General features: G+C 68.0%; 19 protein-coding genes and 4 tRNA genes. 14 read left to right on the forward strand and 9 right to left on the reverse strand.

Features of this window, described 5'->3' with window-relative positions:
- Nucleotides 1-139: 139 nt before the first annotated feature.
- Both ABZV91_RS19495 and ABZV91_RS19500 read right to left on the reverse strand, forming a co-directional pair.
- The gene (locus ABZV91_RS19495; RefSeq protein ID WP_355243382.1) at nucleotides 140-595 is read right to left on the reverse strand and encodes a thioredoxin family protein; all 456 of its coding nucleotides are present in this window, start codon (nucleotides 593-595) and stop codon (nucleotides 140-142) included.
- Entirely contained in the window at nucleotides 592-1,401 is an 810-nt protein-coding gene (locus ABZV91_RS19500; RefSeq protein ID WP_355243385.1) for an LmeA family phospholipid-binding protein, read from the reverse strand. The genes ABZV91_RS19495 and ABZV91_RS19500 overlap by 4 nt, the downstream gene beginning before the upstream one ends.
- A 333-nt stretch (nucleotides 1,402-1,734) precedes the next feature.
- Between ABZV91_RS19500 and ABZV91_RS19505 the strand changes: the two genes are divergently transcribed.
- The 6 genes from ABZV91_RS19505 to pstB all read left to right on the forward strand — a co-directional run bounded on the left by ABZV91_RS19505 (nucleotide 1,735) and on the right by pstB (nucleotide 7,596).
- Entirely contained in the window at nucleotides 1,735-2,502 is a 768-nt protein-coding gene (locus tag ABZV91_RS19505) for a response regulator transcription factor (protein ID WP_355243388.1), read from the forward strand.
- Between the two features lie 11 nt (nucleotides 2,503-2,513).
- Nucleotides 2,514-3,422 carry a mycothiol synthase gene (mshD, locus tag ABZV91_RS19510; RefSeq protein ID WP_355243390.1) on the forward strand — a complete coding sequence of 303 codons (909 nt, stop codon included), beginning with the start codon at nucleotides 2,514-2,516 and terminating at the stop codon, nucleotides 3,420-3,422.
- Between the two features lie 300 nt (nucleotides 3,423-3,722).
- Nucleotides 3,723-4,832: a phosphate ABC transporter substrate-binding protein PstS gene (pstS, locus tag ABZV91_RS19515; RefSeq protein ID WP_355243393.1), complete on the forward strand. Its 1,110-nt coding sequence runs from the start codon at nucleotides 3,723-3,725 to the stop codon at nucleotides 4,830-4,832.
- An 88-nt stretch (nucleotides 4,833-4,920) separates the two neighbouring features.
- Nucleotides 4,921-5,892 (forward strand): phosphate ABC transporter permease subunit PstC, encoded by a 972-nt coding sequence (gene pstC / locus ABZV91_RS19520; RefSeq protein WP_355243396.1) that lies wholly within the window; start codon nucleotides 4,921-4,923, stop codon nucleotides 5,890-5,892.
- Nucleotides 5,892-6,800 (forward strand): phosphate ABC transporter permease PstA, encoded by a 909-nt coding sequence (pstA, locus tag ABZV91_RS19525; protein WP_355243399.1) that lies wholly within the window; start codon nucleotides 5,892-5,894, stop codon nucleotides 6,798-6,800. Before pstC ends, pstA begins: the two co-directional genes overlap by 1 nt.
- Before the next feature lie 19 nt (nucleotides 6,801-6,819).
- The gene (gene pstB / locus ABZV91_RS19530) at nucleotides 6,820-7,596 is read left to right on the forward strand and encodes a phosphate ABC transporter ATP-binding protein PstB (RefSeq protein WP_355243402.1); all 777 of its coding nucleotides are present in this window, start codon (nucleotides 6,820-6,822) and stop codon (nucleotides 7,594-7,596) included.
- A 258-nt stretch (nucleotides 7,597-7,854) separates the two neighbouring features.
- On the opposite strand, the gene phoU is transcribed toward pstB, so the two are convergent.
- The 3 genes from phoU to dusB all read right to left on the reverse strand — a co-directional run bounded on the left by phoU (nucleotide 7,855) and on the right by dusB (nucleotide 12,486).
- Nucleotides 7,855-8,517 carry a phosphate signaling complex protein PhoU gene (gene phoU / locus ABZV91_RS19535; protein WP_355243405.1) on the reverse strand — a complete coding sequence of 221 codons (663 nt, stop codon included), beginning with the start codon at nucleotides 8,515-8,517 and terminating at the stop codon, nucleotides 7,855-7,857.
- Nucleotides 8,518-8,602: 85 nt separating this feature from the next.
- The gene (locus tag ABZV91_RS19540; protein ID WP_355243408.1) at nucleotides 8,603-10,228 is read right to left on the reverse strand and encodes an LCP family protein; all 1,626 of its coding nucleotides are present in this window, start codon (nucleotides 10,226-10,228) and stop codon (nucleotides 8,603-8,605) included.
- Nucleotides 10,229-11,337: 1,109 nt separating this feature from the next.
- Nucleotides 11,338-12,486, reverse strand: coding sequence for a tRNA dihydrouridine synthase DusB (dusB, locus tag ABZV91_RS19545; protein WP_355243411.1), 1,149 nt, complete (start codon nucleotides 12,484-12,486; stop codon nucleotides 11,338-11,340).
- A gap of 249 nt (nucleotides 12,487-12,735) precedes the next feature.
- Between dusB and ABZV91_RS19550 the strand changes: the two genes are divergently transcribed.
- Complete coding sequence (locus ABZV91_RS19550) at nucleotides 12,736-13,362, forward strand: hypothetical protein (protein ID WP_355243414.1); 627 nt, start codon at nucleotides 12,736-12,738, stop codon at nucleotides 13,360-13,362.
- Between the two features lie 149 nt (nucleotides 13,363-13,511).
- On the opposite strand, the gene ABZV91_RS19555 is transcribed toward ABZV91_RS19550, so the two are convergent.
- Both ABZV91_RS19555 and ABZV91_RS19560 read right to left on the reverse strand, forming a co-directional pair.
- Nucleotides 13,512-14,480, reverse strand: a complete 969-nt coding sequence (locus ABZV91_RS19555; RefSeq protein ID WP_355243417.1) for an acyl-ACP desaturase — start codon at nucleotides 14,478-14,480, stop codon at nucleotides 13,512-13,514.
- 441 nt (nucleotides 14,481-14,921) lie between these two features.
- A tRNA-Lys gene (locus ABZV91_RS19560) sits at nucleotides 14,922-14,994 on the reverse strand.
- Nucleotides 14,995-15,868: 874 nt separating this feature from the next.
- Between ABZV91_RS19560 and ABZV91_RS19565 the strand changes: the two genes are divergently transcribed.
- From ABZV91_RS19565 to ABZV91_RS19590, 6 genes are all read left to right on the forward strand, one after another.
- Nucleotides 15,869-16,531 (forward strand): TetR family transcriptional regulator, encoded by a 663-nt coding sequence (locus ABZV91_RS19565; protein WP_355243420.1) that lies wholly within the window; start codon nucleotides 15,869-15,871, stop codon nucleotides 16,529-16,531.
- Between the two features lie 94 nt (nucleotides 16,532-16,625).
- Nucleotides 16,626-16,701, forward strand: a tRNA-Glu gene (locus tag ABZV91_RS19570).
- A gap of 27 nt (nucleotides 16,702-16,728) precedes the next feature.
- Nucleotides 16,729-16,805 (forward strand) — tRNA-Asp (locus ABZV91_RS19575).
- A gap of 55 nt (nucleotides 16,806-16,860) precedes the next feature.
- Nucleotides 16,861-16,934: transfer RNA gene (locus ABZV91_RS19580), tRNA-Phe, on the forward strand.
- Nucleotides 16,935-17,007: 73 nt separating this feature from the next.
- The gene (locus ABZV91_RS19585) at nucleotides 17,008-17,190 is read left to right on the forward strand and encodes a hypothetical protein (protein WP_355243423.1); all 183 of its coding nucleotides are present in this window, start codon (nucleotides 17,008-17,010) and stop codon (nucleotides 17,188-17,190) included.
- A gap of 162 nt (nucleotides 17,191-17,352) precedes the next feature.
- Nucleotides 17,353-18,072, forward strand: a complete 720-nt coding sequence (locus tag ABZV91_RS19590) for a polyprenol monophosphomannose synthase (RefSeq protein ID WP_355243426.1) — start codon at nucleotides 17,353-17,355, stop codon at nucleotides 18,070-18,072.
- A gap of 6 nt (nucleotides 18,073-18,078) precedes the next feature.
- On the opposite strand, the gene ABZV91_RS19595 is transcribed toward ABZV91_RS19590, so the two are convergent.
- Both ABZV91_RS19595 and ABZV91_RS19600 read right to left on the reverse strand, forming a co-directional pair.
- Nucleotides 18,079-19,533 carry a 1-acylglycerol-3-phosphate O-acyltransferase gene (locus tag ABZV91_RS19595; RefSeq protein ID WP_355243429.1) on the reverse strand — a complete coding sequence of 485 codons (1,455 nt, stop codon included), beginning with the start codon at nucleotides 19,531-19,533 and terminating at the stop codon, nucleotides 18,079-18,081.
- Nucleotides 19,530-22,019, reverse strand: a complete 2,490-nt coding sequence (locus ABZV91_RS19600; RefSeq protein WP_355243432.1) for a glycerol-3-phosphate 1-O-acyltransferase — start codon at nucleotides 22,017-22,019, stop codon at nucleotides 19,530-19,532. The genes ABZV91_RS19595 and ABZV91_RS19600 overlap by 4 nt, the downstream gene beginning before the upstream one ends.
- Nucleotides 22,020-22,256: 237 nt before the next feature.
- Here ABZV91_RS19600 and ABZV91_RS19605 point away from each other — a divergent pair, with 237 nt between their 5' ends.
- Entirely contained in the window at nucleotides 22,257-23,570 is a 1,314-nt protein-coding gene (locus tag ABZV91_RS19605; protein WP_355243434.1) for a salicylate synthase, read from the forward strand.
- Nucleotides 23,571-23,583: the final 13 nt, after the last annotated feature.

Raw genomic sequence — 23,583 nt, forward strand, 5'->3', positions numbered from 1 at the left:
CGGCACCCCCTCGGGGGCGGGGCCCCGATTCCTATTCGGCCCCGCCGGCGCCGATCTGCGCAGCGACTGAGCGGAGGAGGGAAGAATCGGGGTCACAGGGCCCCGACCCGCGCGCCGGAGGCGCGCAAATAGATACAGCTCAGCCGGCAGCCGACCCGGCCGTCAGTGGGCCGAGCGCACTGCGCAGGTCACTGGTCTTGGGCACGCCGGAGATCCGGAACCGCTCCCGGCCCTCGGCGTCGAAAACGAAGGTGGTCGGCAGCGACAGCACGTTGAGGGCCCTGGCCAGCGCCGGATCGGCGTCGATATCGATCTCGATATCGCGCGGTGGCTGCGGGGAATCGGCCAGATCGCCGGTGGCGTCGGCGACGACCCGGCGTACCGCCGCACAGGGGCCGCACCACTCGGCGGAGAAATGCAGTACCGCGGGCCCCGCACCGGTCACACCCGCGGCGACGAGCAGGTCCTCGCGCGCGCCGGTGTCGCGGTCCAGGGTGACCGGCGCCGAGCGCACCGCGCCCTCACGCCGGCGCAGGTACAGGCCGACGGCCAGCCCCGCCAGCAGCATTACCGCCAGAATGGTGATCTCGATCATGGGCGCCGCAATCTGTTCAAATCGATCGTCACATCCGTGCCCCGGCCCTCGACCACGATATGGCCGCCCAGGGCGGTCACCTCGGTGGGTCGGATACCGAACGGCAGTTCCTTCGTATCGATGGTACGGGTGAACATCGCCAGCACTGCCGGGATGTCCGCGTCGTCGACGACCGGTTCGGAGGGGACGGGCGAGATCTCCTCCGAGTAGAGGCCGGTGGCCACGATCCGCACCTGGTCGCCGTCGAGCAGGAGATCGGCCGCGACGCTCACCCGTTCCCCGGCGAAACTCGCGCCCTGCTGCCCGCTCGGCGCCGAGGGCAGCGTCCCGGTCAGTACCAGCGCGCCCGCCGTTGTCATCCCGGAGCCGCCCGAGCCGCCGGTGCCGTCGGATTTGTCCGCCGGGCGGGAATGGACCTCGAGATCTGGGATACCGAACAGGCGGCCCAGTTCGGTGGGCGCGACCCGCATCCGGACATCGACCCGATCCACCGGCACATTGCGCACCCGTCCGTCGACCAGATCGCCCAGCGGGAGGTTCATGCCCAGCAGGGTGGCCTCGAGGCCGATCTCACCGGGAATATCGGGCCGGACACTGTCGGCCTTGATCTCGATATTGTCGTAGCGGCCGTCGAACGCCTGCCGCAGGAAGGGGAAGCCGTGGAAGGTGACCTCGGGGTCGGCACTGAGATCGGCGCCCACCTTCAGCGACCGCGAGACGCGGTACTCCGAGTATGCGGCCGCACCGAAATCGACGACCACTGCCAGCCCCGCCAGGCACAGCAGTCCGATGATCAGCTTCCGCATGGCATGCACCCTAGTGGACGCGCCCGGGGCGATATCTCTGGTCCGCGCGTCGACGGTCCGTCCGGTCCGGGTTCCGGGAGCGCCGGCCGACCGTCCATGGATCGGTGACGGTCGCGCACGCACCCGGATGTGAGCCTGGTCGGGGCTGGTCGGGGCGCACCGGCCGCACTCGGCTTCCGCTGCTCCGGGCGGGCGGCGTGACCCGCGGCGCTGCGGGCGACGCGAATAAACACAGCTCGACGCGCTAATCTTGCAGCGATTGAATATGGATGAGCAACGTGGCGACGGCGACGAAGCTGGCTTTCGCGTAGCTACGAGATGGGAGGAGTGCTTGTGGAGCTGCTCCTGCTGACCTCCGACCCCGACCCCGAATCGGTTCTGCCCTCGCTGTCGCTGCTCGCGCACAATGTGCGGCCCGCGCCCACCGAGGTGGCGTCGTTGCTGGAGGCGGGTACCGCCGATATCGCGCTGGTGGACGCGCGCTCGGATCTGGCGGCCGCCCGCGGGCTGTGCCGGCTGCTCGGCAGTACGGGGTCGTCGGTCCCCGTGGTCGCCGTGCTCACCGAGGGCGGGCTGGTCGCGGTGAACGCCGATTGGGGTCTCGACGATATCCTCCTGCCCAGTACCGGGCCCGCGGAGCTGGACGCCCGGCTCCGCCTGCTCGTCGGCCGGACCGGCGGTTCGGCCAGTCCGGAGAACTCCGGGAAGATCACCCTGGGTGAGCTGGTGATCGACGAGGGCACCTACACCGCGCGGCTGCGCGGCCGTCCGCTCGACCTCACCTACAAGGAATTCGAGCTGCTGAAGTATCTCGCACTGCACGCCGGCCGGGTCTTCACCCGGGCTCAGCTGCTGCAGGAGGTATGGGGTTACGACTTCTTCGGCGGTACCCGGACCGTCGATGTGCACGTCCGGCGGTTGCGGGCGAAACTGGGCAGTGAATACGAATCGCTGATCGGCACCGTGCGCAATGTCGGGTACAAGGCGGTGCGGCCCGCTCGTTCGAACAACAAGAACGATTCCGACGCCCGGGCCGCCGGCGGCGACAGGGACGAGACCGAAGAGGATTCGATGGCACCGGTCAACGGCACGGCCCAGTGAGTCCGGCCGATATGGGTGAGTACGAGCTGCAGTGGCACGAGCTTCCCTCCGCTGCCCATGCCGACAGGGTGCGCGCGCTGCTCGACGCCGCGGCGGTCACCGACGGCGTCGCCCCGGTTTCCGAACAGGTCCGGCTGGGCCTGCGCCGGGAATCGCCGGCCCGCCACCTGCTGGCCGTGGCGGGAGACGAGGTGGCCGGGTACGCGAGTCTGACTCCGGCGCACGGCGAGCACCCCGCCATGGCGGAGGCGGCGGTGGCCCCGGGATGGCGGAATCGCGGGATCGGCGGCGATCTGGTGGCGGCCGCGCTGGCCGCCGGCGGGCCGGGAGCCCGGATCTGGGCGCACGGGAAACTGTCCGCCGCGGAGGCGGTGGCGCGCCGGTTGGGCTTGTCGGCCGTGCGGGAGCTCTGGCAGATGCGGCGGCCGTTGGCAACCCCTGAGCTACCGGTTGTCGAGGTGCCCGACGGGCTGGTGGTCCGCACCTATCACGGCCCGGCCGACGACGCGGAGCTGCTGCGGGTCAACAACGCCGCCTTCGATTGGCATCCTGAGCAGGGCGGCTGGTCCGCCCGTGAACTGGAGGAACGCCGCGCCGAATCGTGGTTCGATCCGGCCGGACTCTTCCTGGCCTTCGACGCGCAGCGGCCGCAACGATTGCTCGGGTTCCACTGGACCAAGGTCCACCGTGACGAGGAGCCGCCGGCCGGTGAGGTGTACGTGGTCGGAATCGATCCGGCCGCCCAGGGCCGTGGACTGGGCCGGCTGCTCACGCTGATCGGCCTGCGTCATCTCCGCGACGCGGGCCTGGGCGAGGCGCTGCTGTACACCGAGGCGGACAACACGGCCGCGGTCCGCACCTATCGCGGGCTGGGTTTCGCCCCGGCGCATATCGATATCGCCTACTCGATACCGGGCTGAGACGCGGGAACCGGGCGGTTACCGCACGGTGTGCGACCCTTACTTCCAGGGGTGGGAATGTCGCATTGCGGTATGTGCGGAGTAACGGCGCGGCAAACATCACACATAACGGACGTGTTCGCGCCGCCCTGTTCACCTTCCGTTCACTCGCCCTGGTCCAGTTGTCTACCGACGCGCCCTAGTTTGATTCTGGGCGGCAGTGGGCCGCCTGGTGTGCGAGTTCTTCGCGAACGGCCGCACCACCACACGCGCCCGGGCCGGTGAGGGACCGGGCGAGTAGCACGTATCCGGAGGACTGGAGTGAAGTTCAAGCGCAGCAGCGCCCTCGTCGGTGTGATCGCGGCCGTGACCCTGCCGCTGGCCGCCTGCGGCAGCGACGACAATGCCTCCTCGACCGGTGTCGAGGCCAACGCCGACGTCGCCTGTGGTGGCAAGGAGGCCCTCAAGGCCAGCGGTTCCTCGGCGCAGAAGAACGCCGTCGAGCGTTTCACCGCCGCCTTCGAGACCAACTGCGACGGCCAGACCCTCAACTACACCTCGAGCGGTTCCGGCGCGGGCGTCAAGGAATTCCTCGGCGGCCAGACCGATTTCGCCGGTAGCGACTCCCCGCTCAGCGAGAAGAAGGGCGAGCCCGCCGCGGCCGCCGAGCGTTGCGCTTCCCCCGCGTGGAACCTGCCGACCGTATTCGGCCCGATCGCCATCACCTACAACATCGACGGCGTCACCGACCTGGCGCTCGACGGCCCGACCGTGGCCAAGATCTTCAACGGCACCGTCAAGACCTGGAATGCCCCGGAGATCGAGGCGCTCAACGAGGGCAAGCAGCTGCCCGCCGAGCCGATCAAGGTCGTCTACCGATCCGACGAGTCCGGCACCACCGACAACCTGCAGCTCTACTTGGACTCCGCGTCCGAGGGCGCGTGGGGCAAGGGCGCCGGCAAGGTCTTCAACGGCGGCGTCGGTGAGGGCACCCAGGGCAACGAGGGCACCTCGGCCGCGGTGAAGAACACCAAGAACTCCATCTCCTACAACGAGTGGTCGTTCGCCAAATCGCAGAACCTGTCCGTGGCCCGGATCATCACCTCCGCCGGTCCCGAACCGGTCGAGCTGACCTCCGAGACCGCCGGTAAGGCGATCAACGGCGTGAAGATCAAGGGCGAGAGCAACGACCTGGTGCTCGACACCTCGTCCTTCTACAAGCCCACCGAGACCGGCGCCTACCCGATCATCCTGCCGACCTATGAGATCGTGTGCTCGAAGTACGCCGACGGGGCGACCGCGACCGCTGTCAAGGCATTCCTGACCTCCGCCGTCACCAACGGCCAGGACGGGCTGGCGGACAACGGTTACGTGCCGATCCCGGACGAGTTCAAGACCAAGCTGACCACGGCGATCAACGCCATCTCCTGATAGCGCGAATATGACAGTCAACCCAGAGGTAGCCTCGGCAGGCTCGTCCAGCGCGACGGGCCTGCCGAAGGCAGGAGTCCCCGCATCGATGTCGAGCCATCCGAGCAAGCCGCCGCTGGGCGGTGAAAGTCGCGGTCACGGCAGGCGGGCCGAGTTGGTGTTCAAATCGCTGGCGACCACCGCCGCGGCGATCATCGTGGCCTCCATCGCGCTGATCGCACTGTTCCTGCTGATTCGTGCGGTGCCATCGCTGCGGGCTGACGAGGTGAACTTCTTCACCAGCGCGGAGTTCAACACCGGTGACGCGGACAATCTCCGCTTCGGTATCCGTGACCTGTTCATGGTGACGGTGTTGAGCTCCGCGTTCGCGCTGGTCATCGCGGTGCCGATCGGTGTCGGCATCGCGCTGTTCCTTACTCGCTACGCGCCGAAGCGGCTCGCCCGCCCGTTCTCCATGCTGACCGATCTGCTGGCCGCGGTGCCCTCGATCGTCTACGGCCTGTGGGGCCTGCTGGTGCTGGCGGAGTATCTGAAGCCGGTCCAGGAGTTCCTCAACGAGAACCTCGGCTGGTTCTTCCTGTTCTCCGACGGCAATGTCTCCATCGACGGTGGCGGCACCCTCTTCACCGCCGGCGTGGTGCTGGCGGTGATGATCCTGCCGATCATCACCTCGGTCTCGCGTGAGGTCTTCGCCCTGACCCCGCGGGCGCATATCGAGGCCGCCCAGGCCCTCGGCGCGACCAAATGGGAGGTCGTGCGGATGACCGTCCTGCCCTACGGCCGCAGCGGTGTGATCGCCGGGTCCATGCTCGGTCTGGGGCGCGCGCTCGGTGAGACCATCGCGGTCCTGCTCATCCTGAAGATCTCGTCGACCCCGGGCACCTGGTCGCTGTTCGACGGCGGCTTCACCTTCGCGTCCAAGATCGCGTCGGCCGCGGCCGAATTCAGCGCGCCACTGCCGACCGGCGCCTATATCGCGGCGGGCTTCGTGCTGTTCGCGTTGACCTTCGTGGTGAACGCGCTGGCCCGGCTCGCGGCAGGCGGAAAGGTGAACGGCTGATGACCACCACCACGACCGGCCTCGACAAGCCGATCAAGGCGCCGACCTTCCGGGATGTGAGCACGGCCCGCAAGATCAAGAACAACATCGCGACCGCGGTGTTCGCGCTGTGCTTCCTCATCGCCCTCATCCCGCTGGGCTGGGTGCTGTGGATGGTGGTCAGCAATGGCATCGGCGTCATCATGTCGCTCGAGTGGTGGCAGAACTCGCAGAAGGGTGTGCTGCCGGATCAGACCGGCGGCGGTGTGTACCACGCCATCTACGGCACCATCGTCCAGTCCGCGGTGGCCGCGGTCATCGCCGTTCCGCTCGGCATCATGGCGGCGGTCTATCTGATCGAATACGGCACCGGCCGGTTCGCCAAGGTGACCACCTTCATGCTCGACATCCTCGCCGGCGTCCCCTCCATCGTCGCGGCGCTGTTCATCTTCGCACTGTGGATCGCGACCCTGGGTTTCCCGCAGAGCTCGTTCGCCGTGGCGCTGGCCCTGGTGCTGCTGATGCTCCCGGTGGTCGTGCGCAATACCGAGGAAATGCTCAAACTCGTCCCGGACGAGCTGCGAGAAGCCTCTTACGCGCTCGGTATCCCGAAGTGGAAGACGATCGTGCGGATCGTCATCCCGACCGCCCTGCCCGGCATGATCTCCGGCATCCTGCTCGCCCTGGCGCGGGTGATGGGCGAGACGGCGCCGGTGCTGGTGCTGGTCGGGTACAGCAAGGCGATCAATATGAACATCTTCGACGGCAATATGGCCTCACTGCCGCTGCTGATCTTCCAGGAACTGAAGAGCGCCGAGGACGCGGGCCGGCAGCGGGTGTGGGGTGCCGCGCTGACGCTGATCCTCATGATCGCGGTGCTCTACCTGGCGGCCGCGGCTGTCAACAAGCTCCTCACGCGGAACCGATAAGGGCGGAAACGGAAAACAGATGGCCAAGCGGATCGACATCAAAGACCTGAACATCTTCTACGGCAAATTCCACGCCGTGGCCGATGTGGCACTCGACGTCTTGCCGCGCAGTGTGACCGCCTTCATCGGCCCGTCCGGTTGCGGTAAGTCCACTGTGCTGCGGTCGCTGAACCGCATGCACGAGGTGACCCCGAACGCCAGCGTCTCGGGTTCGGTCATGCTCGACGGCGAGGACATCTACGCCTCGCACGTGGACCCGGTCGGCGTGCGCCGCACCATCGGCATGGTGTTCCAGCGGCCGAACCCCTTCCCCACCATGTCTATTCGCGACAATGTGGTGGCCGGCCTCAAACTGCAGGGTGTGCGCAACAAAGGCGAACTGGACGAGGTCGCCGAGCGTTCGCTGCGCGGCGCGAACCTGTGGAACGAGGTGAAGGACCGCTTGGACAAGCCCGGTGGCGGTCTTTCCGGTGGTCAGCAGCAGCGTCTGTGCATCGCGCGCGCCATCGCGGTGTCCCCGGATGTGCTGCTGATGGACGAGCCCTGTTCGGCCCTGGACCCGATCTCCACGCTGGCGATCGAGGACCTGATCACCGAACTGAAGAAGGAATACACGATCGTCATCGTCACCCACAACATGCAGCAGGCGGCGCGGGTGAGCGACAAGACCGGATTCTTCAACCTGGAGGCCCAGGGCAAGCCGGGCCGGCTCGTCGAAATCGACGATACCGAGAAGATCTTCTCCAACCCGGGCGAGAAGGCCACCGAGGACTACATCTCGGGCCGCTTCGGCTGACCCGGCGAATCCGAGAATGCCCGTGCCCTTTCGGTGCGGGCATTTTGCTCCCGGTGCTGGAACACCGGAGATCCTGCCGGAACCTGCGGGCCATGCGCGCCCTGCTTCCGCGCCGTCCCCTGCATCGCCCACTCGCCGGCTCCGGTTCGCTGTCCAGATCGTGGCGAGCCCCGCGGAAGTACGAGTCCGAAGAAGAACTGTGGCCCGAAGAAGAATTCTTCGGGCCACAGTTCACTCGTACCGGTGGGCTGGTACGGCTCAGTTCTCGGTATCGGTATCCGGGGGCAGTTCGCCCGTCACCAGGAAGATCACCCGGCGGCCGATCTCGACCGCGTGGTCGGCGAAACGCTCGTAGTAGCGGCCCAGCAGCGTCACATCGACGGCCGAAGCCACCCCGTACTTCCATTCGCGATCCATCAGCAGGGTGAACAGGTGACGGTGCAGATCGTCCATCGCCTCGTCGTCCTGGTTCAGCTGGGCCGCGCGCTCGGGATCCCGGGTGTCGAGTACCTCCTGAGCGGCGTTACCCATACTGACCGCGATCCGGCCCATTTCGGCGAAATAGCCGTTGACCGCCTCGGGAAGGGCGTGGTTCGGGTGCCGCCGACGGGCCACCTTGGCCACATGCAGCGCCAGGGTGCCCATCCGGTTGACGTCGTTGACGATCTGGATCGCGCTGACCACCTGCCGGAGGTCACCCGCGACCGGAGCCTGCAGGGCCAGCAGCGCGAACGACTTCTCCTCGGCGTCGGCGATCATCTCGGCGATCCGGTCACCCTCGCCGATGACCTGTTCGGCCAGCGACAGATCGGCCTGGAGCAGAGCCTGCGTGGCGCGATCCATGGCCGAACCGGCGATACCGGCCATCTCGCCCAACAGGTGGGCGAGGTCGGCCATTTGCTCGTTGTAGATGACACGCATGAAACGAAAGACTAGTTCGATGCGCTGACTACGTCACCAACAGCGGGTGAACAACCCGGTGACCCCGGCCTCCGGAACCGTCTGGTCAGGCGGCGCAGGGGTCGTCGCCGGCGTTCACGTGTTCGAGGTCGGTGGGCAACTCGGCCGGGGCGGTGCTGGCGGCCGCCACATCGGTGATGGGACTGCCGACCGGGGTCGGCTCGTTCACGGTCTGCTGGAAATCCTCACCCAGTACCAGTTCGACAATGCTGTCCAGTGACTCGTCGAGTTCGACGGTGGCTCCCGGAACGGCGCTTGCCACGGTCGCCGCTTCGGCCTCGTGACCGGTGGAGTAGCGGACCTTGGTCTCCGTGGAGCCCTCGGTGTAGTTGCCGGTGTTGTAGATGTTGAAACCGACATTCGCCAGCTGGCTGGCCGTCTGATTGGCCAGACCCGAGATACCCGAACCGTTGGATACCAGCAGTGACAGCGTGCTGGGATCCACCGCGGTGAGCGACGGCGGGACCGGGGCCGCCGAGGTGGGCGGCGGAGCGGGGGCGGTCTTCTCGCCGGGCAGCGGCTGATCGTCGCGGATGGCGCGGAAGATCGCCTGGATATCGGAGGTGCGGGGAATCTCGTTGCCGTAGGAGGTGGTGCCCGCGGTGGGGACGGTCAGGAAGGTGACCGCGCCGCTTTCCAGGTCCTGTAGCGATCGACCCAGCATGAGCAGGTCATTGGGCTGGACATTGTCGACGAAGGTCGCCTTCGTGAATGCCTGGATGAAGCCGTTCAATTTGCCGGGATCCAGGAGCACCCGCCCGGAGAGGGCCCCGCGCAGAAGCGCGGCGAGGAACTTCTGCTGGCGGTTGATCCGGTCGTAGTCACTGCGCTCTTCGCCGTAGACGTGCCGGGCCCGGACGTAGTTCAGGGCGGTGTTTCCGTTCACCCGGTGCCGGCCGGCCTCCGGGATGACCGTGCCGAGCACCCCGTCCTCGAGCGGTTTGGAGACGCATACCTCGACACCGCCGACCTTGTCCACCATCTGCTCGAAACCGGCGAAGTCGATCCCGATGAAGTGGTTGATGGTGCTGCCGGTCAACCGTTGGATGGTGGACAACAGGCAGCGCGGGCCACCCAGGGCGTAGACGGCATTGAGCTTGTCGCCCATGGCCGAATCGAAGACCTCTTCGGTGTAGCCGGGCTTCTGGTTGTCCCAGCCGTTGCACTCGGGGCGCGTCACGTCCAGATCGCGCGGGAACGAGACGATCACCACACGCTGACGGTTCTGTGGGATGTGCACCAGCATCGTGGTGTCCGCACGAGCGCCCTCGGCGTCCTCCACCGTGCCGGCGCCGATATCGCCGTTGGCGCCCGCCCGGGTGTCGGTGCCGACGATCAGGTAGTTCTCGTCGCCGAGCTGGGCGTTGGCGTCGATGACATCGTCGTCGTTCTCGGAGAGCGCCGAGACCTGGGTGAAGCTGTTGTTGGTGGCGCGCAGATAACTCCAGCCGCCGCCGGTGATCAGCAGCGCCAGCACGGAGAAGAAGGCCACGGTGGCGCGGCCCGCCAGCCGGGCCCGCCTGCTGCGCCGGCTCTCGGGGGTGTGCCGTCGTTTCGGTTTACCGACGGTTTCCGGGCCGGCCGGTTCCGATGTGGGCCACCCGGCGGTATCGGTCCGGCCGCTGATCCGGGAATCGCTCTCGTCGAGCGGATCGAGTACATCGGTGACCATTTCGGGCGGTTCGGCGGCTGCCTTCGCGCCCTTTCCGCGGCGAGGTGTGCCAGAAGATTGCCGAGAGCGTTGGGGAGCCGGTTCGCTACCCGGCCGAGGCGTGCCCCGGGTGGGGTCGGATTGCTGCGGAACCGCGGTGGTCGGGTCCGCGGATTCGACCGGGGCCGCGGCGGGACGCTGTCCGGTCGGCGGGCGCTTCGACGGATCCGGTGCGGGCTTGGCCGGCGGCGGTACCGCCGCCCGGTTGCCGGTCGCCGGACGGTTCGCATTGGGGCCGGGGGGCTGCTCTCCGGCGGGCCGGCCGGGCGGGCGGCTCGGCGCGGGCTGATCCGCGGCGGGCCGCTGCGGCGGCGCGGGCGGCTGGTTCCGGGCGGCGGGGGGATGCGGGGGAGCGGGCCGTCGCGGACCGGGGCCGGCGGGCTGGCGGTCCGCCGGACCCGGCGGCTGGGCGGCGGGCGACGAGCCGGTGGGTGGCCGCCCGGGCCCGGGAGCGGCGCCCCGGGCGGGCGGCGTCGGTGGGCGGTTCGGTCGTCCCGCGGGTGGACCTTCGGGACCGGGTTGCTCGGGGCGGGGCCGTTGTTCGGTATTCGGCCGCGGTCCCTGACCCGCCGGGCGCGCGGGCCGTTCCGGAGGCGGCCCCGCGGGCGCCCCGTGGCGTGGCGCCTCGCCCTCGCGACGCCCGACCGCCCGCTCACTGTCCACCCGGTCGACCAGATCCTGGACCGTCAGCGGTCCTGGGTTGGCGGGCGTCTCCGGCTGCCGTGGCCGCCGGGAACCTCTCGCGCCGTCCATTTCGGGGGACTCTCCCGTGGGATACCGCTCCCACGGTGCGCGACCTCCGGGCCCTGATGATCGCCCGTGCCGATCGTCACCCACCAATGAACCTCGCTTTTCCGCAACTCGCTGCCGACGCAACCGTGCTCGAAAGGCTGCGCGGGATTCCGCAATGATAACGATTTCGCCACTGAGAGCCACTCGGACATTACGAGAGGGCAGCAAAAGCGGTAAATGCTGGAAAGTTGCCCGCAGTTATGTTTGCACGCGCATACGACAGTTTCCCGGCGTGTCGAATCGGCGTGTCGAATAGGCCGGTTGCTCGCTACAGGTATTCAGCCGCCGCTGTGCATCACATCGGCCGCGGCCGGGACGGTCCCGTCCTCGGGATCGTCCAGCCAGCCGTGCGGAAGCGCGACCTTACCCGGTGAACCCTGCCGGCCCCGCGGTCCTTCGGCATCCTGCGGGAACGGGACGGTGGGATCCAGCTGGTCGACGAGCGCGTCGAGTTCGGCCAGCGAGGACACGGTCGCGAAACTACGCCGCAGCTCAGCGCCGAGCGGGAAGCCCATGAAATACCAGGCCATATGTTTGCGCAGGTCACGCATGCCTTTGTCTTCACCGTGGTGTTCGGCGAGCAGACCGGCATGGCGTGTCAGGATCGCGCCGACCTCACCGAGGGTGGGTGGCACCGGCGCGGGCTCGCCTCGCAGGGCGGCACCGAGTTCTCCGAACAGCCAGGGCCGGCCCAGGCAGCCGCGTCCCACCACGACCCCGTCGCAGCCGGTCTGCGCCATCATCGCCACCGCGTCGGCGGCGCTGAAGATATCGCCGTTGCCGAGCACCGGAATCGTGGTGACCGCTTCTTTCAGGCGTGCGATGGCCGACCAGTCGGCGGTTCCGGAATAGCGCTGCGCCGCGGTGCGCGCATGCAGGGCGACCGCCGCCGCGCCCTCGCTCTCGGCGATGCGGCCGGTATCGAGGTAGGTCCGATGCTCGTCGTCGATCCCGATGCGGAATTTCATGGTCACCGGCACACCGGCCGGTTCGGCGGCCCGGACCATCTCCCGGACGATCCGGGCGAACAGGTTGCGCTTGTAGGGCAGGGCGGCACCGCCGCCGAGCCGGGTCACCTTGGGTACCGGGCAGCCGAGGTTCATATCGATGTGATCGGCCCAGCCCTCGCCGACGATGATCCGGACGGCTTCGCCGAGGGTGGCCGGGTCCACACCGTAGAGCTGCATCGACCGCGGCGATTCGCCCTCGTCGAACGACATCATGTGCAGCGTTTTCTCGTTGCGCTCCACTACCGCGCGCGCGGTGATCATCTCGCAGACGTAGATCGCGGTCGGGCTGCCGAATTCCCGGCAGAGCTTGCGGAAGGCCAGGTTGGTGATGCCGGCCATCGGCGCGAGGACGACCGGCGGATCGACCGGGTAGGGGCCGATCCGCAGACGTGTCTCCTGCTCCAGCTGTGTTTGCACAGTGTTCTATTTTCCCTCGAGCCGCCGGGCCCGGTCACTGTCGGGTGCCTCACCGCGCGCCGGTGCGCCACCGGAGCCCCTTTTCGCGGCGGCGGTGATCCCCCGCGGCGGGCGCGCGGGGTAGCTGCCGGTTCGGCCGGACCGGGCGCTAGCCTCGTGAACGCCGGATCCGCCGGCCGCCCGATTTCCGCTGGATACACCGCCGGGACCGCCGCCCCGATCGGGAACAATCGAAAGAGGACGACATCCATGGCCGAGAACACCGACCACGCCGGTCGCGACCCGGAGGGGACCGCCGGTGGCGCGGGCGAACCCGCCGTTCCCGCGGAGCCGGCCACGGCCGAATCCCGACCCGGCACGGTGTCCATCCAGGTTTCCACCCTGGTCCGTGGCGCGCTCGTCGCGGTGCTCGCCGTAGCGGCGATCGTCTTCGCCGTGCTGTATTTCACCGCACGAGGTGAACTGGCCGATCGCGACGAGCGCGCCGCGGCCGACAGCCACGCCGAACAACTGGCCACCGAGTACGCGGTGGGTGCGGCCACGGTGAATTACCAGGATCTCGATGCCTGGATCGCGGCCCTGAAGAAGAACACCACCCCTCAGCTGGCCGGCAAGTTCGACGACACCGCGCCGAAACTGGAACAGATCCTGGTGCCCCTGCAGTGGACCTCCACCGCCACCCCCATCACCGCGAAGGTCATGTCCGAACGGGACGGGGTCTACAAAGTGAACGTCTTCGTGAACGTGACCTCGAACAACGCCCAGAATCCCGACGGTACGCAGACCACGGTCACCTACACGGTCACGGTCGACCAGAATTCCGGCTATCAGGTCACGGATGTGGGCGGTGTGGACGGTGCCCTGCCGGTGAAGTGATATTCGCGGCCGGCCACCCACCGACCCGATGACACCGAGCGCCCCGGGTCACAGGGCCCCGACCCGCCCCGCCGCAGGCGGGGCAAAAAACACCGAGACCGCCGGTGTCACCGGCGGTCTCGGTCGTTGTGTTCCCTGTGGCGGACGGCTCAGCCGTTCACCGTGGCGAAGGCCTTCTCCCGCTTGGCGGCCTCGCGGGCGAGCATCCGGTCGCGCTGTTCCTCGAACTTCACGACGTCCTTGGACAGCCTGTCCAGGAATTCGGCGAGCCGTTCCCGCGTCTGCTCACCGCGCGCGCTGAAGTCGGTACGGCCGAAGATGTTCCACTTCTTCAGTACCGGCTGGACGACCTCTTCGAGGTGCTGGCGCAGATCGTAGATACCGTGCTTGGCCATCAGCACACCGTTGCGCCGGAAATTCGGCATACCCGCGCCGGGCATCTGGAAATTCTCCAGAATCAGGGTGATGGCGTCCAGCGCCTGGTCCGGGCACAGGTCCAGCGCCGCCCCGCACATATTGCGGTAGAAGATCATGTGCAGGTTCTCGTCGGCGGCGATGCGCTGCAGCATGCGGTCGGCGATGGCATCGTCGCAGACCTTGCCGGTATTGCGGTGGGAGACACGCGTGGCCAGCTCCTGGAAGGTCACGTAGGCCACCGAATGCAAGAAGCCGGCGTCGGCCTCGGCGGGCGAGGCGAACCCGTTGGTCATATGAACCATGCGCGCCTGCTCCAGTGCCACCGGGTCGACGCCGCGCGTCACGACCAGGTAGTCGCGCATGACGATCCCGTGCCGGTTCTCCTCGGCGGTCCAGCGGCCGACCCAGGTTCCCCACGCGCCGTCCTGGGAGAAGTTCTCGGCGATTTCCCGGTGGTAGGAAGGCAGATTGTCTTCGGTGAGCAGGTTGGTGATCATGGCCGCCTTGGCGACCTCGTTGAGCTTGGATTGGTCGGGGTCCCAGTCCTCTCCGCCGAGTGCAGCGAAGTTGCGACCCTCGTCCCAGGGGACGTAGTCGTGCGGATGCCACTCTTTTGCCAGGGAGAGGTGCCGGTTGACGTTCTGCTCGGCAACCGGCTCCAACTCTGTGAGCAGCTCGAGTTGAGTCAGATCCCTTGCCATGTAATCAAGCCCTTCATATGTTGCGTTCGTGCGGGTCACCTGATGTAGACCGTTCCCGATGCGGCCATACCTTACGGCACCGTAGGTGTGATGCGAAACGCATCCGACCGAGAAAGAGTGCACGTTGGCGCAGGTGCCCATGCCCGGGGTCACACCCGAGTGTATGGCCGGATCCGCAGTCATGGGCGTATCGCCAGGTGTCCCGATTGCGTTAGCCGCCGTGGGAAATAGCACACGAGCGGGTCCGCGAGCAGAAGTTCCTGCGCTGATCAGGCTGTTCATCGTGACCGTGGGTCTGCCCGGCCGGGCGGCTCGACAGGAGTCCGCGCCGGTCGGCTCGGTCACAGCAGCGCCGGGCCGAGGTTGGTTCAACTCACAGGAGAGCCGCCCGGCGGTGGGAAATGCGATGGGCGCCCGGCCGGTGGCCGGGCGCCCGAGGTGTGCCCCCACCAGGGCTCGAACCTGGGACCTGCGGATTAAAAGTCCGTAGCTCTACCAACTGAGCTATAGGGGCGCGGGCGCAAGTGTACTGGCCGAGCCCGCGTTTCTCGTAATCGGGTGGCTATGCTGGTGCTTTCCGTCACTGGGGAGGCGGGGCCCGGTCTCACGTGGCCCGGGCGCGCGACGGTTCGCGGGGGTGGCGGGGGAGGTCGGGGCCGTTCCGTGGGGTCGGCGAGTCGGAAACCATACCCATGAGTTCGGTATCACGGTACCTGCGGCATTGTTGATACAACGGGTAGCACGATACGATCCAAATATGTTGGATACCAATGCCTTTGGATCGGTAAAGGTAGATTTCTCGCAGATGTGGGGTCCGGGAACCGGTTTTCCGGAGTGTTGTGCTCGCGGTGGTGCGCACGAGCGGGGCGGTATCCATCCGGTGATCGGAGCGGCCGGCTGAGTACCGGTCCCGGACCGGCCCGAGTGGGCGAACGTCCTGCGATACCGAAGGATTCGCTCGGCCATTCGTACGGTGCCGTCGGTCTCCGGGCCGCCGAATCCGGACGGCCGAATGGTAGCCCGCTGCATCGGTTTTCCGCATGCCGGTACGAGATCCCGGGTACCGTGACCAATCAGCGAATTCGGGGTGTCACTCGGGACAGCGCTGCGGGAGGCGTATGGGGGACGAGGAACGGCGTAACGGAATGCCCGGATGCGCACCCCCTGCGGCGCACCCGGGCCATCGAATTATACCAGCCGGTGTGTTTCTTCTGCGGGCTGGGTTTCGTACCAAAGGTTCGGTACAGGTCAATAAACCGACCGCAGGTCGGCATACAACAGGATAAGTTCGCGGCGTCGGCCCGCTCGTCAAAGGCGGATGAACGGTCGCGAGCATTCCGTGGGTGGAAATCCCGCGGATTGCACAAGGCTTCGGAGGCGTTTCGAGCATGGCACGGCAGCAAGAGCGGGCCCGTCGGACACGGGCAGCAATTATCCGGTCCGCCGCCGTTGAGTTCGGGAAGAGCGGCTATGCCGCGGCTTCGCTCAACCGCATTTTGGAAGGATCGCGGGCGACCAAGGGCGCCATGTACTTCCATTTCGATTCGAAGGAAGATCTGGCGCGGGCCGTTCTCGATTCGGCGATCGAGCGATACCGCCTCACCATCGATCGCTGGCTCGTCCGCACGGAGCTGGGCCCGCTCGACATTCTGCACGGCGTCTTCGACGAGCTCGCGCTGCGGCTCGAGCACGACATAATCGTGCAGGCCGAATTCCGGCTCGTCATCGATCCCGGCTTCCACCGGCAGGGCCACGGCGGTTGTCCGATGCTCTCCGCGGCCATCCGTGATCTGACCGTCGCGGCGATCGACCAAGGGCAGCTGCGTCCGGACACCGACCCCGACCGCTTCACCCGGACCCTCGCCGGCGCGCTGATCGGTCAGCGCTATATGGTCGACGTCCTCAGCGGCGAGCCGGATCTGCGCACCCGGTTCCAGGAGTCGCTGGAGGTCCTCGTCCAGGCCACCTGTACCCCGGCGTGGGTGGCGGAGTTCGGCCGGTCGGGGTGGCGGGCGAGCGCACGCCTGGAAGAGTTGGCCTCGCCAGCTTGACCAGCGGATTTGGGAATTGTGCGCACCCTGTCATAAGCTATGCGAGCTCCCAACGGACAGCCGTTGAAAGCCGGTCCGGAGAGATCCGGGACGAGCCCCCTTCGTCTAGCGGCCTAGGACGCCGCCCTTTCAAGGCGGTAGCGCGGGTTCGAATCCCGTAGGGGGTACCACCTATGCGAATAGGTGGCACACAGCAAGGCCCTGTGGCGCAGTTGGTTAGCGCGCCGCCCTGTCACGGCGGAGGTCGCGGGTTCGAGTCCCGTCAGGGTCGCCAGTGGATGCCGGAGAAATCCGGCTTCCATCGGATGGCATTCGTTCCGGGTGCCTGCGGCCAGGTAGCTCAGTTGGTACGAGCGTTCGCCTGAAAAGCGAAAGGTCGCCGGTTCGATCCCGGCCCTGGCCACATCAACCTCCCGATCATCGCGATCGGGAGGTTTCTGCTGTTTCGGACCCGCGCCGGGTGGAATGCTGTGACCATGGCCGAACGGTGGTATTACTGCTTGAAACATCAGCGCGCCGAGCGCGGTCGTCAGTGCTGGTTCCGGGACCGCATGGGACCCTACCCGGATCAGGCCACGGCCGAACGCGCGCTCGAGATCGTGCGGCAGCGCAATGCCACACAGGACGCGGCGGACCGGGCCTATCGCGATGGCGACTGATCGGTCGCGGAACTCCTGATGGCCCCGCTCAGCGCCGCTATCACCGGTGCGCTGAACTCCCGGGTGGGCGGTTGGGCTACCGTTCACGGGTAATACGTAGCGACGCTCGCGGCCTGTTGTACCCGGCCGTGGGCGAGACCAGGTGAGCAGGGAGGGCGACCCTTGAGGGTTACCGTTGTTGTGCCGACCTACAACGAGCGGGACAATCTGCCGGTAGCGGTGGAGCGGTTGACCGCGCTACCCGTGCCCGAACTGCACGTACTGGTAGTCGACGACAACTCTCCGGACGGTACCGGGGAGGTGGCGGAGAAGCTGGCCGCGGATCTGCCCGACGTCGTGTCGGTACTGCACCGCACGGAGAAGGACGGGCTGGGCCGGGCCTACATCGCCGGAATCACCCGTGCCCTCGAGGAGGGCGCGGACGTGGTGATCCAGATGGATGCCGACCTGTCCCATCCCGCCGAGGTGATCCCCGCCATGCTGGAGGAGCTGAACCGGCCGGGTACGGGGGTCGTGCTCGGGTCCCGCTATGTGCCCGGCGGTTCCACCGCGGCGGAATGGAAGTGGTACCGCAAGGCGCTCTCGGCGTGGGCCAACTTCTACGTCAATGCCATCCTGCGGCTGGGCATCAGGGACGCCACCGCCGGTTTCAAGGCGTGGGAAGCGGATACGCTGCGCGCTATCGAGGTCGGCACCATCCGCAGCAACGGCTACTCCTTCCAGGTGGAGATGAACTACCGGGCCAAGAAGCAGGGCATCGGTATCGCCGAGGTACCCATCCGGTTCGAGGAGCGGACCCTCGGGGCATCGAAGATGAGCCTGAAGGTGCAGTTGGAATCGGCGCTGATGCCGTGGAAGCTGCTCCTCGGCCGCGCTCTCTGACACCGTTCAGCGCGGCCACTCGCGCAGCGTGTCCAGGTAGAGCTGCCGTACCTCGGCGACTTTCTCGTCCAGTGCCGAAGGGTCCCGCGCATCGATCTCTATCGGCGGCAGGATCGCCACATCGACCACGCCGGGTCGCGCGATCATCGAATCCCGCCGCCCGACCTCGGCGGCATTGCGGATCACCACCGGGATCACCGGCACCCCCGCCTGCCGGGCCATATGGAAGGCGCCCTTCTTGAACCCGCCCGGCTGCGCGGTGTAGGACCGGGTGCCCTCCGGGGCGATCGCGACGGACAGACCGCCACGCAGCGTATCCACCACCGGTGCCAGCGAGGCCTTGGCCAGGTCGGTGTTCGAACGGTCGATGAATGTGACGCCGACGAACCGCATGAGCGGGCCGAATATCGGATGCCGGATCAGTTCCTTCTTACCGACTCCGGTGACGTGCCCGCCGAGCACGGCGGGCACGATGAGCACGTCGAACTGGCTCTGATGGTTGAACAGGAAGACCGCGGGCCGCGGCCGGCGGGCGTGCTCGGCACCGGTGACGCGCAGCCGGATCCCGCAGACGCGCAGCGGCCAGGTGGTGCCGTATTTCATGAGGGCGTCGGCCATGGCCCGCCGGTCGCGGGTGTGGGACTTGCGCAGCACGCCGTACAGCGCACCGCCGAGCAGGGCGAACAAGCCCAGCAGTGTCCGCAGATAGTCGGCCGGGCGCGGGGCGGTTCGCGAAGCCACGGCGGGTGCGGCCCAGCCGTACTCGGCCGCCGCGGCCGCCAGCACGGGGTCGGGTGCGATCGGTACCCGGGTGCCGCCGCGGGAGAACAGTGCGAGATCGCCCGCACTGCCGCTGTAGATATAGGAGCGCGTGAGGTCGACGCCGTGGGCGGCCGCGAACTCCGACGCCGCCTCTGCCTTTTCGGGCCCGTAGCGCACTTCGCCCTCGAGGCGCCCGGTCAGCCGGCCGTCGGCCACCGCCGCCCGGCTGCCGAGTACCCGGGGGATGCCGAGCGCGGTGGCCGCCGGACGTAACTGGAAGTCCGCCGCGTCCCCGGTCAACACCACGGTGTGCCCGGCCGCGATATGTTCCTGCACCACGCGCAGCAGTTCGGGGCGCAATCGGTCGTACCAGCCCCGTTTGAACAGGCGTTCGCCCAGCGCGGTCAGTTCCTCCGGCGTCCGGCCGGCCGCGGCGCGCAGGCCGCGTTCGAGCACATCGCCCGCCGAACTCTCGCCGCTGCGCCGCAATTGCTCGAACAGCGTTTCCAGCAGTTCGCGGTCGGGTCCGCGCCACCGTGGTCCGGGCGCGGACCGGAGTTCGGCCAGCGCTGTCAGATCGAAGAAGGCGGCGACTCCGGGACCGCGGGGCCCGGAACGGACAGCGGCCACCACCGCGTCGATCCCGGACGGCGCGGGGTCTCGGCCGGTATGTCCCGGGCCCGTATCCCGCGTGCTCATCGGACCCGTCCGGCCGGGAGGTTGGAGGGGTCGAGGGTGGCGGCGCGGGAGATCCGGAAACCGATGGTGCGTAGCCGTTCGGCGAATTCGGCCCGCCGGGTGGCGAGTTCGGTCACCGATTCCGCCGCTTCGGGGTCCGCGGGTTCGAGCAGCCCGCGATTGGCCGCCAGTTTCAGCGCACTGCCGAAGAGCTCGGTGGACACCGACTCCGTACTGTGCAGGCGCTGCTGCAACAGCATCTGCCTGCCGACCGAGACGCACTCCTCGACGAACTCCTTGCGGTCGATCGGCTCGGCCGGATCCTGGGCGGCCAGTCGTTCGGCCACCACCAGCTGTGCATCGAAGAACGAGCGCAGTACCCGATGGGCCATCATGAAACCGGTGCCGGTGAGCGCGGCCAGGATCTCACTGCCGAGTGTGTCGCGCGACCGCGATCGCCAGCGCGGGTCGATCAACAGCACCTCCGCGGTGATCCGCTCCGCGAACTCGGTCCGGTCCGGGAAGAAGAACTCGAATTTCAGCAGATCCCGCAGCCGGTAGGCCTCTTCCCAGCCTATGTCCAGGGCGTCGGCGTCGGGCCCGACGGCGTCGCCGGCCGGATCGTCGGGCGCGGCGTCGACCGCGGCCAGGATCGCCAGCTCGACTATGGCGCGGTCGACGAACCAGTGCACCGCGCTGTTGCGATAGAAGGCGGCTTCGAGGTGAGCGCCCGCCTCGATGGAGTACACCGGCTCCACACCGCCGCGGTAGACGGTGACCACCTTGGCGAGCGACAGCTGTTCGAGGACCACGGCCAGGCTCTGCTCGTCGCGCAGTTTCGCGATCTCGCCGCGCGGCAGGTCGCGCTGTTCGATGTAGTCCAGCACCGGGGCGAGTACCTCGCACACCTCGGCCCGGGTGAGCGCCCGCTGGTGGACCCCCAGCAGCACCAGCGTGACCAGGGCGTTGACCGTGATCGGGGTGACGGAGTTGATCCCCACGGCGACATCGAACGCGAGCCGCTGTACCGCCAGGCGCTCCTTCTCACCGATCTCGTCGGGTGGCTCGGCGGGGCCGGTTCCGGTCCGGCCGGTGGCGTCGGTGCGGTGCAGCGGAATGGTGACCGGGGTCGCGATCAGCGGGTCGCCGTGGGCGGCGAGCCGTTCGCGCGCCGAGAGCGGGGCCCCGAACCGCACGTAGACGTGCCCTGCCGAATGCTGCTGGTTGCGGACGTAGCGGGCCAGCCAGGCCAGGCCTTCGGGTTTCTTGCGGCCGCCCATCTGCTCGTCGGCGATGGCGCCGAGTTCGTTGAGCCGCTCGTAGGTGATCGACACCGGGACCAGGAGCGCGTCGGCGATCCGTTCCTGGCGCACGGCGGCGGCCAGATAGTTGAGCAGTCCGTAGCGGGGTGGGCGTAGTTTCCCGGTGCGGGTGCGGCCGCCCTCGAAGTACCACTCCAGGTTGAACCGCCGCGCCATCAGATAGCCGAAGTACTCCTCGACCACCGCCTGGTACACCGTGTCGCCCCCGAAACTGCGCCGGATGAAGATCGTCCCGGTGCGCCGGGCGATCGGGCCCATCGGCCAGAATCGTAGATTCGCGCCGCCCACCACATGGTTGGGTGGGAAATCGTTGCGGGCCAGGACATCGCCCAGGACGAAGGCATCCACATAGGAGCGGTGGGAGGGCAGGAAGACCAGCGGGTAGCGCCGGTTGAGGTCGCGCAGGGCGGTGAGCCCGGATTCGTCGCAGTCCACCTTCCAGGTCGACGCGTGCACCGGGCGCATGGCCTGGGTGAACAGATCCGAGACCGTGCGGCTCTGCGCCGCGACCAGTTCGTTCAGTGCTTTCTCGGCGCGCCGGTGCACCTCCTGCGGATCGGCCCCGATCTCGTCGGCGATCAATTCGAGTCGCCGCAGGAATTCCGGCGAGTCCAGGATCTCCTCGGTGACCAGGCGGGGCACCTTGTACCGGTCACCGATCACGCCGCGTTCTGCCCGCTCGAGCGCGACGACCGCGGCCCGGACCACCGCGCGGGCGAACGGATCGGTGGTGCCGGCGTAGTGGAGAGCGGTGGCCTCCGGGTTGTTGGCCCGCAGTTCGCTCAGCCGGGCCGGGCTGCCGGTGAGTACCAGATGCCGGTCGGGGGACCGTTCGACGAGTCGCCGCTGGACGAGCCGGTTCGGGCGGCGCGGATTGGTGAGCTGTGCGAGGTCGCCGAAGGTCACCCGGCGGACGCCGTCGCGTTCCGGCGGTAGCCACAGCACCCGGACCGGGACGACGAGTGGATCGTCGGTGCGGCCGGCGAGTCGGTCGGCGACGGCACCGGCGTCCAGGTCGAGCTGGGTGACCGGGGCACGCACGCCCAGTTCGGCGGCCAGGCCGCCGTCGGCGATCCAGCGCCCGATCAGTTCGCGTTCGGTGCCCGAGGCCGAATCCACCAGCGCGACCACCGATTCCAGCGGCAGCTCGGATGCTGCCGGGGCTCCACTGCGGTGCTCGATCATGATGTGGATCCTCTGCTCGGGTGGGGACGGTCGGCTCCGGTCCGGGCCGAGGCCGGGTGACCGGATCGGCGGAGCCCGATCGGTCGTCGGCTCGAAAATACTCCTTGCCGACCACTATGGACGGCTCTCGCGTCGTTGGGGTTGTTTGGCTCGTTTCGGGTTGTTTCGAGTCGACCCGACGAGAAGAGGTAATGCTAACCTTACTTCCGAGTTGGGTCGGTTAGCCTTGGAGGATCGTTGTCGACCACTGACGAACGTTTACGTGCCGAGTATGTGACCGATCCGGCGGCAGCGATGGCGCGCTTGGCCGCCCGGGGCCACTTCGGCGACCATGTGGTCTACGAACGGGGCGGGGAATGGGTCTTCGCCGCGGACCCGATCGGCACCGTCGAACTCGACGCCGGCGAACTGCGGATCACCTGGGCGGGCGAGACCGCGGTGCGCGGCTGGTCCGGCAGCCCGGCCGCGGTGATGAACGGCGTGCTCGCCGAACTGCCGATGACCGGTCGCAATGCCTACGGGTGGATCGGTTTCGAATTCTGCGCGTGGTCGCTGGGAGCCACCGAGTATCTGCGCCCCGGCACCGCCCTGGTTCATCTGATGATCCCGCGCCTGGAGGTGCGAATCGACGCGACCGGAGCGGTCTGGATAACCGGAGCGGATCCGGACGAGGCCGCGGACCTCTGCGATACCGTCGCGAGTTCCCGGGACACCGCGCTCCCGCGGCCCCATCCGGTGGATGTGCGGGTGGACGCCTCCGGCTACCGCGAACGCGTCGCCACCGCCGTGGCGGAGATCGAGGCCGGGCGGTACCAGAAGGTCATCCTCTCGCGAAAGGTCGAGTTGCCCTTCGCGGTGGACATCCCGGCCACCTACCGGCTCGGCCGGGCGCACAACACGCCCGCTCGGTCCTTCCTGCTGAATCTGGGCGGACTGGAGGCGGCCGGGTTCAGCCCGGAACTGGTGCTCTCGGTGGACGACGACCGGATGGTCAGCACCGAACCCCTCGCGGGCACCCGCGCCTTCGGTCTGGGCGCCGAGATGGACAGCGCCGCGCGCGCGGAGCTGGTCAGCGATCCGAAGGAGATCGTCGAGCACGCGCTCTCCGTACAGACCTGCTTCGCCGAGATCGGCACCGTCGCCGAACCGGGCACCACCTCGGTATCGGATTTCATGGCGGTGCGCGAACGCGGCAGTGTGCAACACCTCGCCTCCACCGTCCGGGGGCGGCTCGCGGCCGGCCGGACGGCCTGGGACGCGCTGGACGCCATTTTCCCTTCGGTGACCGCTTCGGGTATCCCGAAACGCTCCGGCGTCGACTCGGTCTTCCGGCACGACCGTCCGCGGGGTCTGTACTCCGGTGCGGTGCTGATGGTTTCGCCGACCGGTGCGCTGGAGGCGGCGCTGGTGCTGCGCGCGGTGTACCAGACCGCCGCCGGCGCGTGGTTACGCGCGGGGGCAGGTGTGGTCGCGCAGTCGCTGCCCGAACGGGAGTTCGAGGAGACCTGCGAGAAGCTGGGCAGTGTGGCGCCCTACGTGGTGAAGGCGTAGGGCGCGTGGTCGG

Source organism: Nocardia sp. NPDC004568 (genome assembly GCF_040609955.1).
Lineage (GTDB): Bacteria > Actinomycetota > Actinomycetes > Mycobacteriales > Mycobacteriaceae > Nocardia.

Excerpts from the sequence above, each read along its gene's own strand:
- ABZV91_RS19495 (WP_355243382.1), bottom strand. The coding sequence starts at position 595 with ATGATCGAGATCACCATTCTGGCGGTAATGCTGCTGGCGGGGCTGGCC.
- ABZV91_RS19585 (WP_355243423.1), top strand. The coding sequence starts at position 17,008 with ATGGCCGAACGGTGGTATTACTGCTTGAAACATCAGCGCGCCGAGCGC.
- phoU (WP_355243405.1), bottom strand. The coding sequence starts at position 8,517 with ATGCGTGTCATCTACAACGAGCAAATGGCCGACCTCGCCCACCTGTTG.
- ABZV91_RS19555 (WP_355243417.1), bottom strand. The coding sequence starts at position 14,480 with ATGGCAAGGGATCTGACTCAACTCGAGCTGCTCACAGAGTTGGAGCCG.
- ABZV91_RS19595 (WP_355243429.1), bottom strand. The coding sequence starts at position 19,533 with ATGAGCACGCGGGATACGGGCCCGGGACATACCGGCCGAGACCCCGCG.
- pstC (WP_355243396.1), top strand. The coding sequence starts at position 4,921 with ATGTCGAGCCATCCGAGCAAGCCGCCGCTGGGCGGTGAAAGTCGCGGT.
- pstA (WP_355243399.1), top strand. The coding sequence starts at position 5,892 with ATGACCACCACCACGACCGGCCTCGACAAGCCGATCAAGGCGCCGACC.
- ABZV91_RS19500 (WP_355243385.1), bottom strand. The coding sequence starts at position 1,401 with ATGCGGAAGCTGATCATCGGACTGCTGTGCCTGGCGGGGCTGGCAGTG.
- ABZV91_RS19540 (WP_355243408.1), bottom strand. The coding sequence starts at position 10,228 with ATGGTCACCGATGTACTCGATCCGCTCGACGAGAGCGATTCCCGGATC.
- ABZV91_RS19600 (WP_355243432.1), bottom strand. The coding sequence starts at position 22,019 with ATGATCGAGCACCGCAGTGGAGCCCCGGCAGCATCCGAGCTGCCGCTG.
- pstB (WP_355243402.1), top strand. The coding sequence starts at position 6,820 with ATGGCCAAGCGGATCGACATCAAAGACCTGAACATCTTCTACGGCAAA.
- ABZV91_RS19565 (WP_355243420.1), top strand. The coding sequence starts at position 15,869 with ATGGCACGGCAGCAAGAGCGGGCCCGTCGGACACGGGCAGCAATTATC.
- ABZV91_RS19550 (WP_355243414.1), top strand. The coding sequence starts at position 12,736 with ATGGCCGAGAACACCGACCACGCCGGTCGCGACCCGGAGGGGACCGCC.
- mshD (WP_355243390.1), top strand. The coding sequence starts at position 2,514 with ATGGGTGAGTACGAGCTGCAGTGGCACGAGCTTCCCTCCGCTGCCCAT.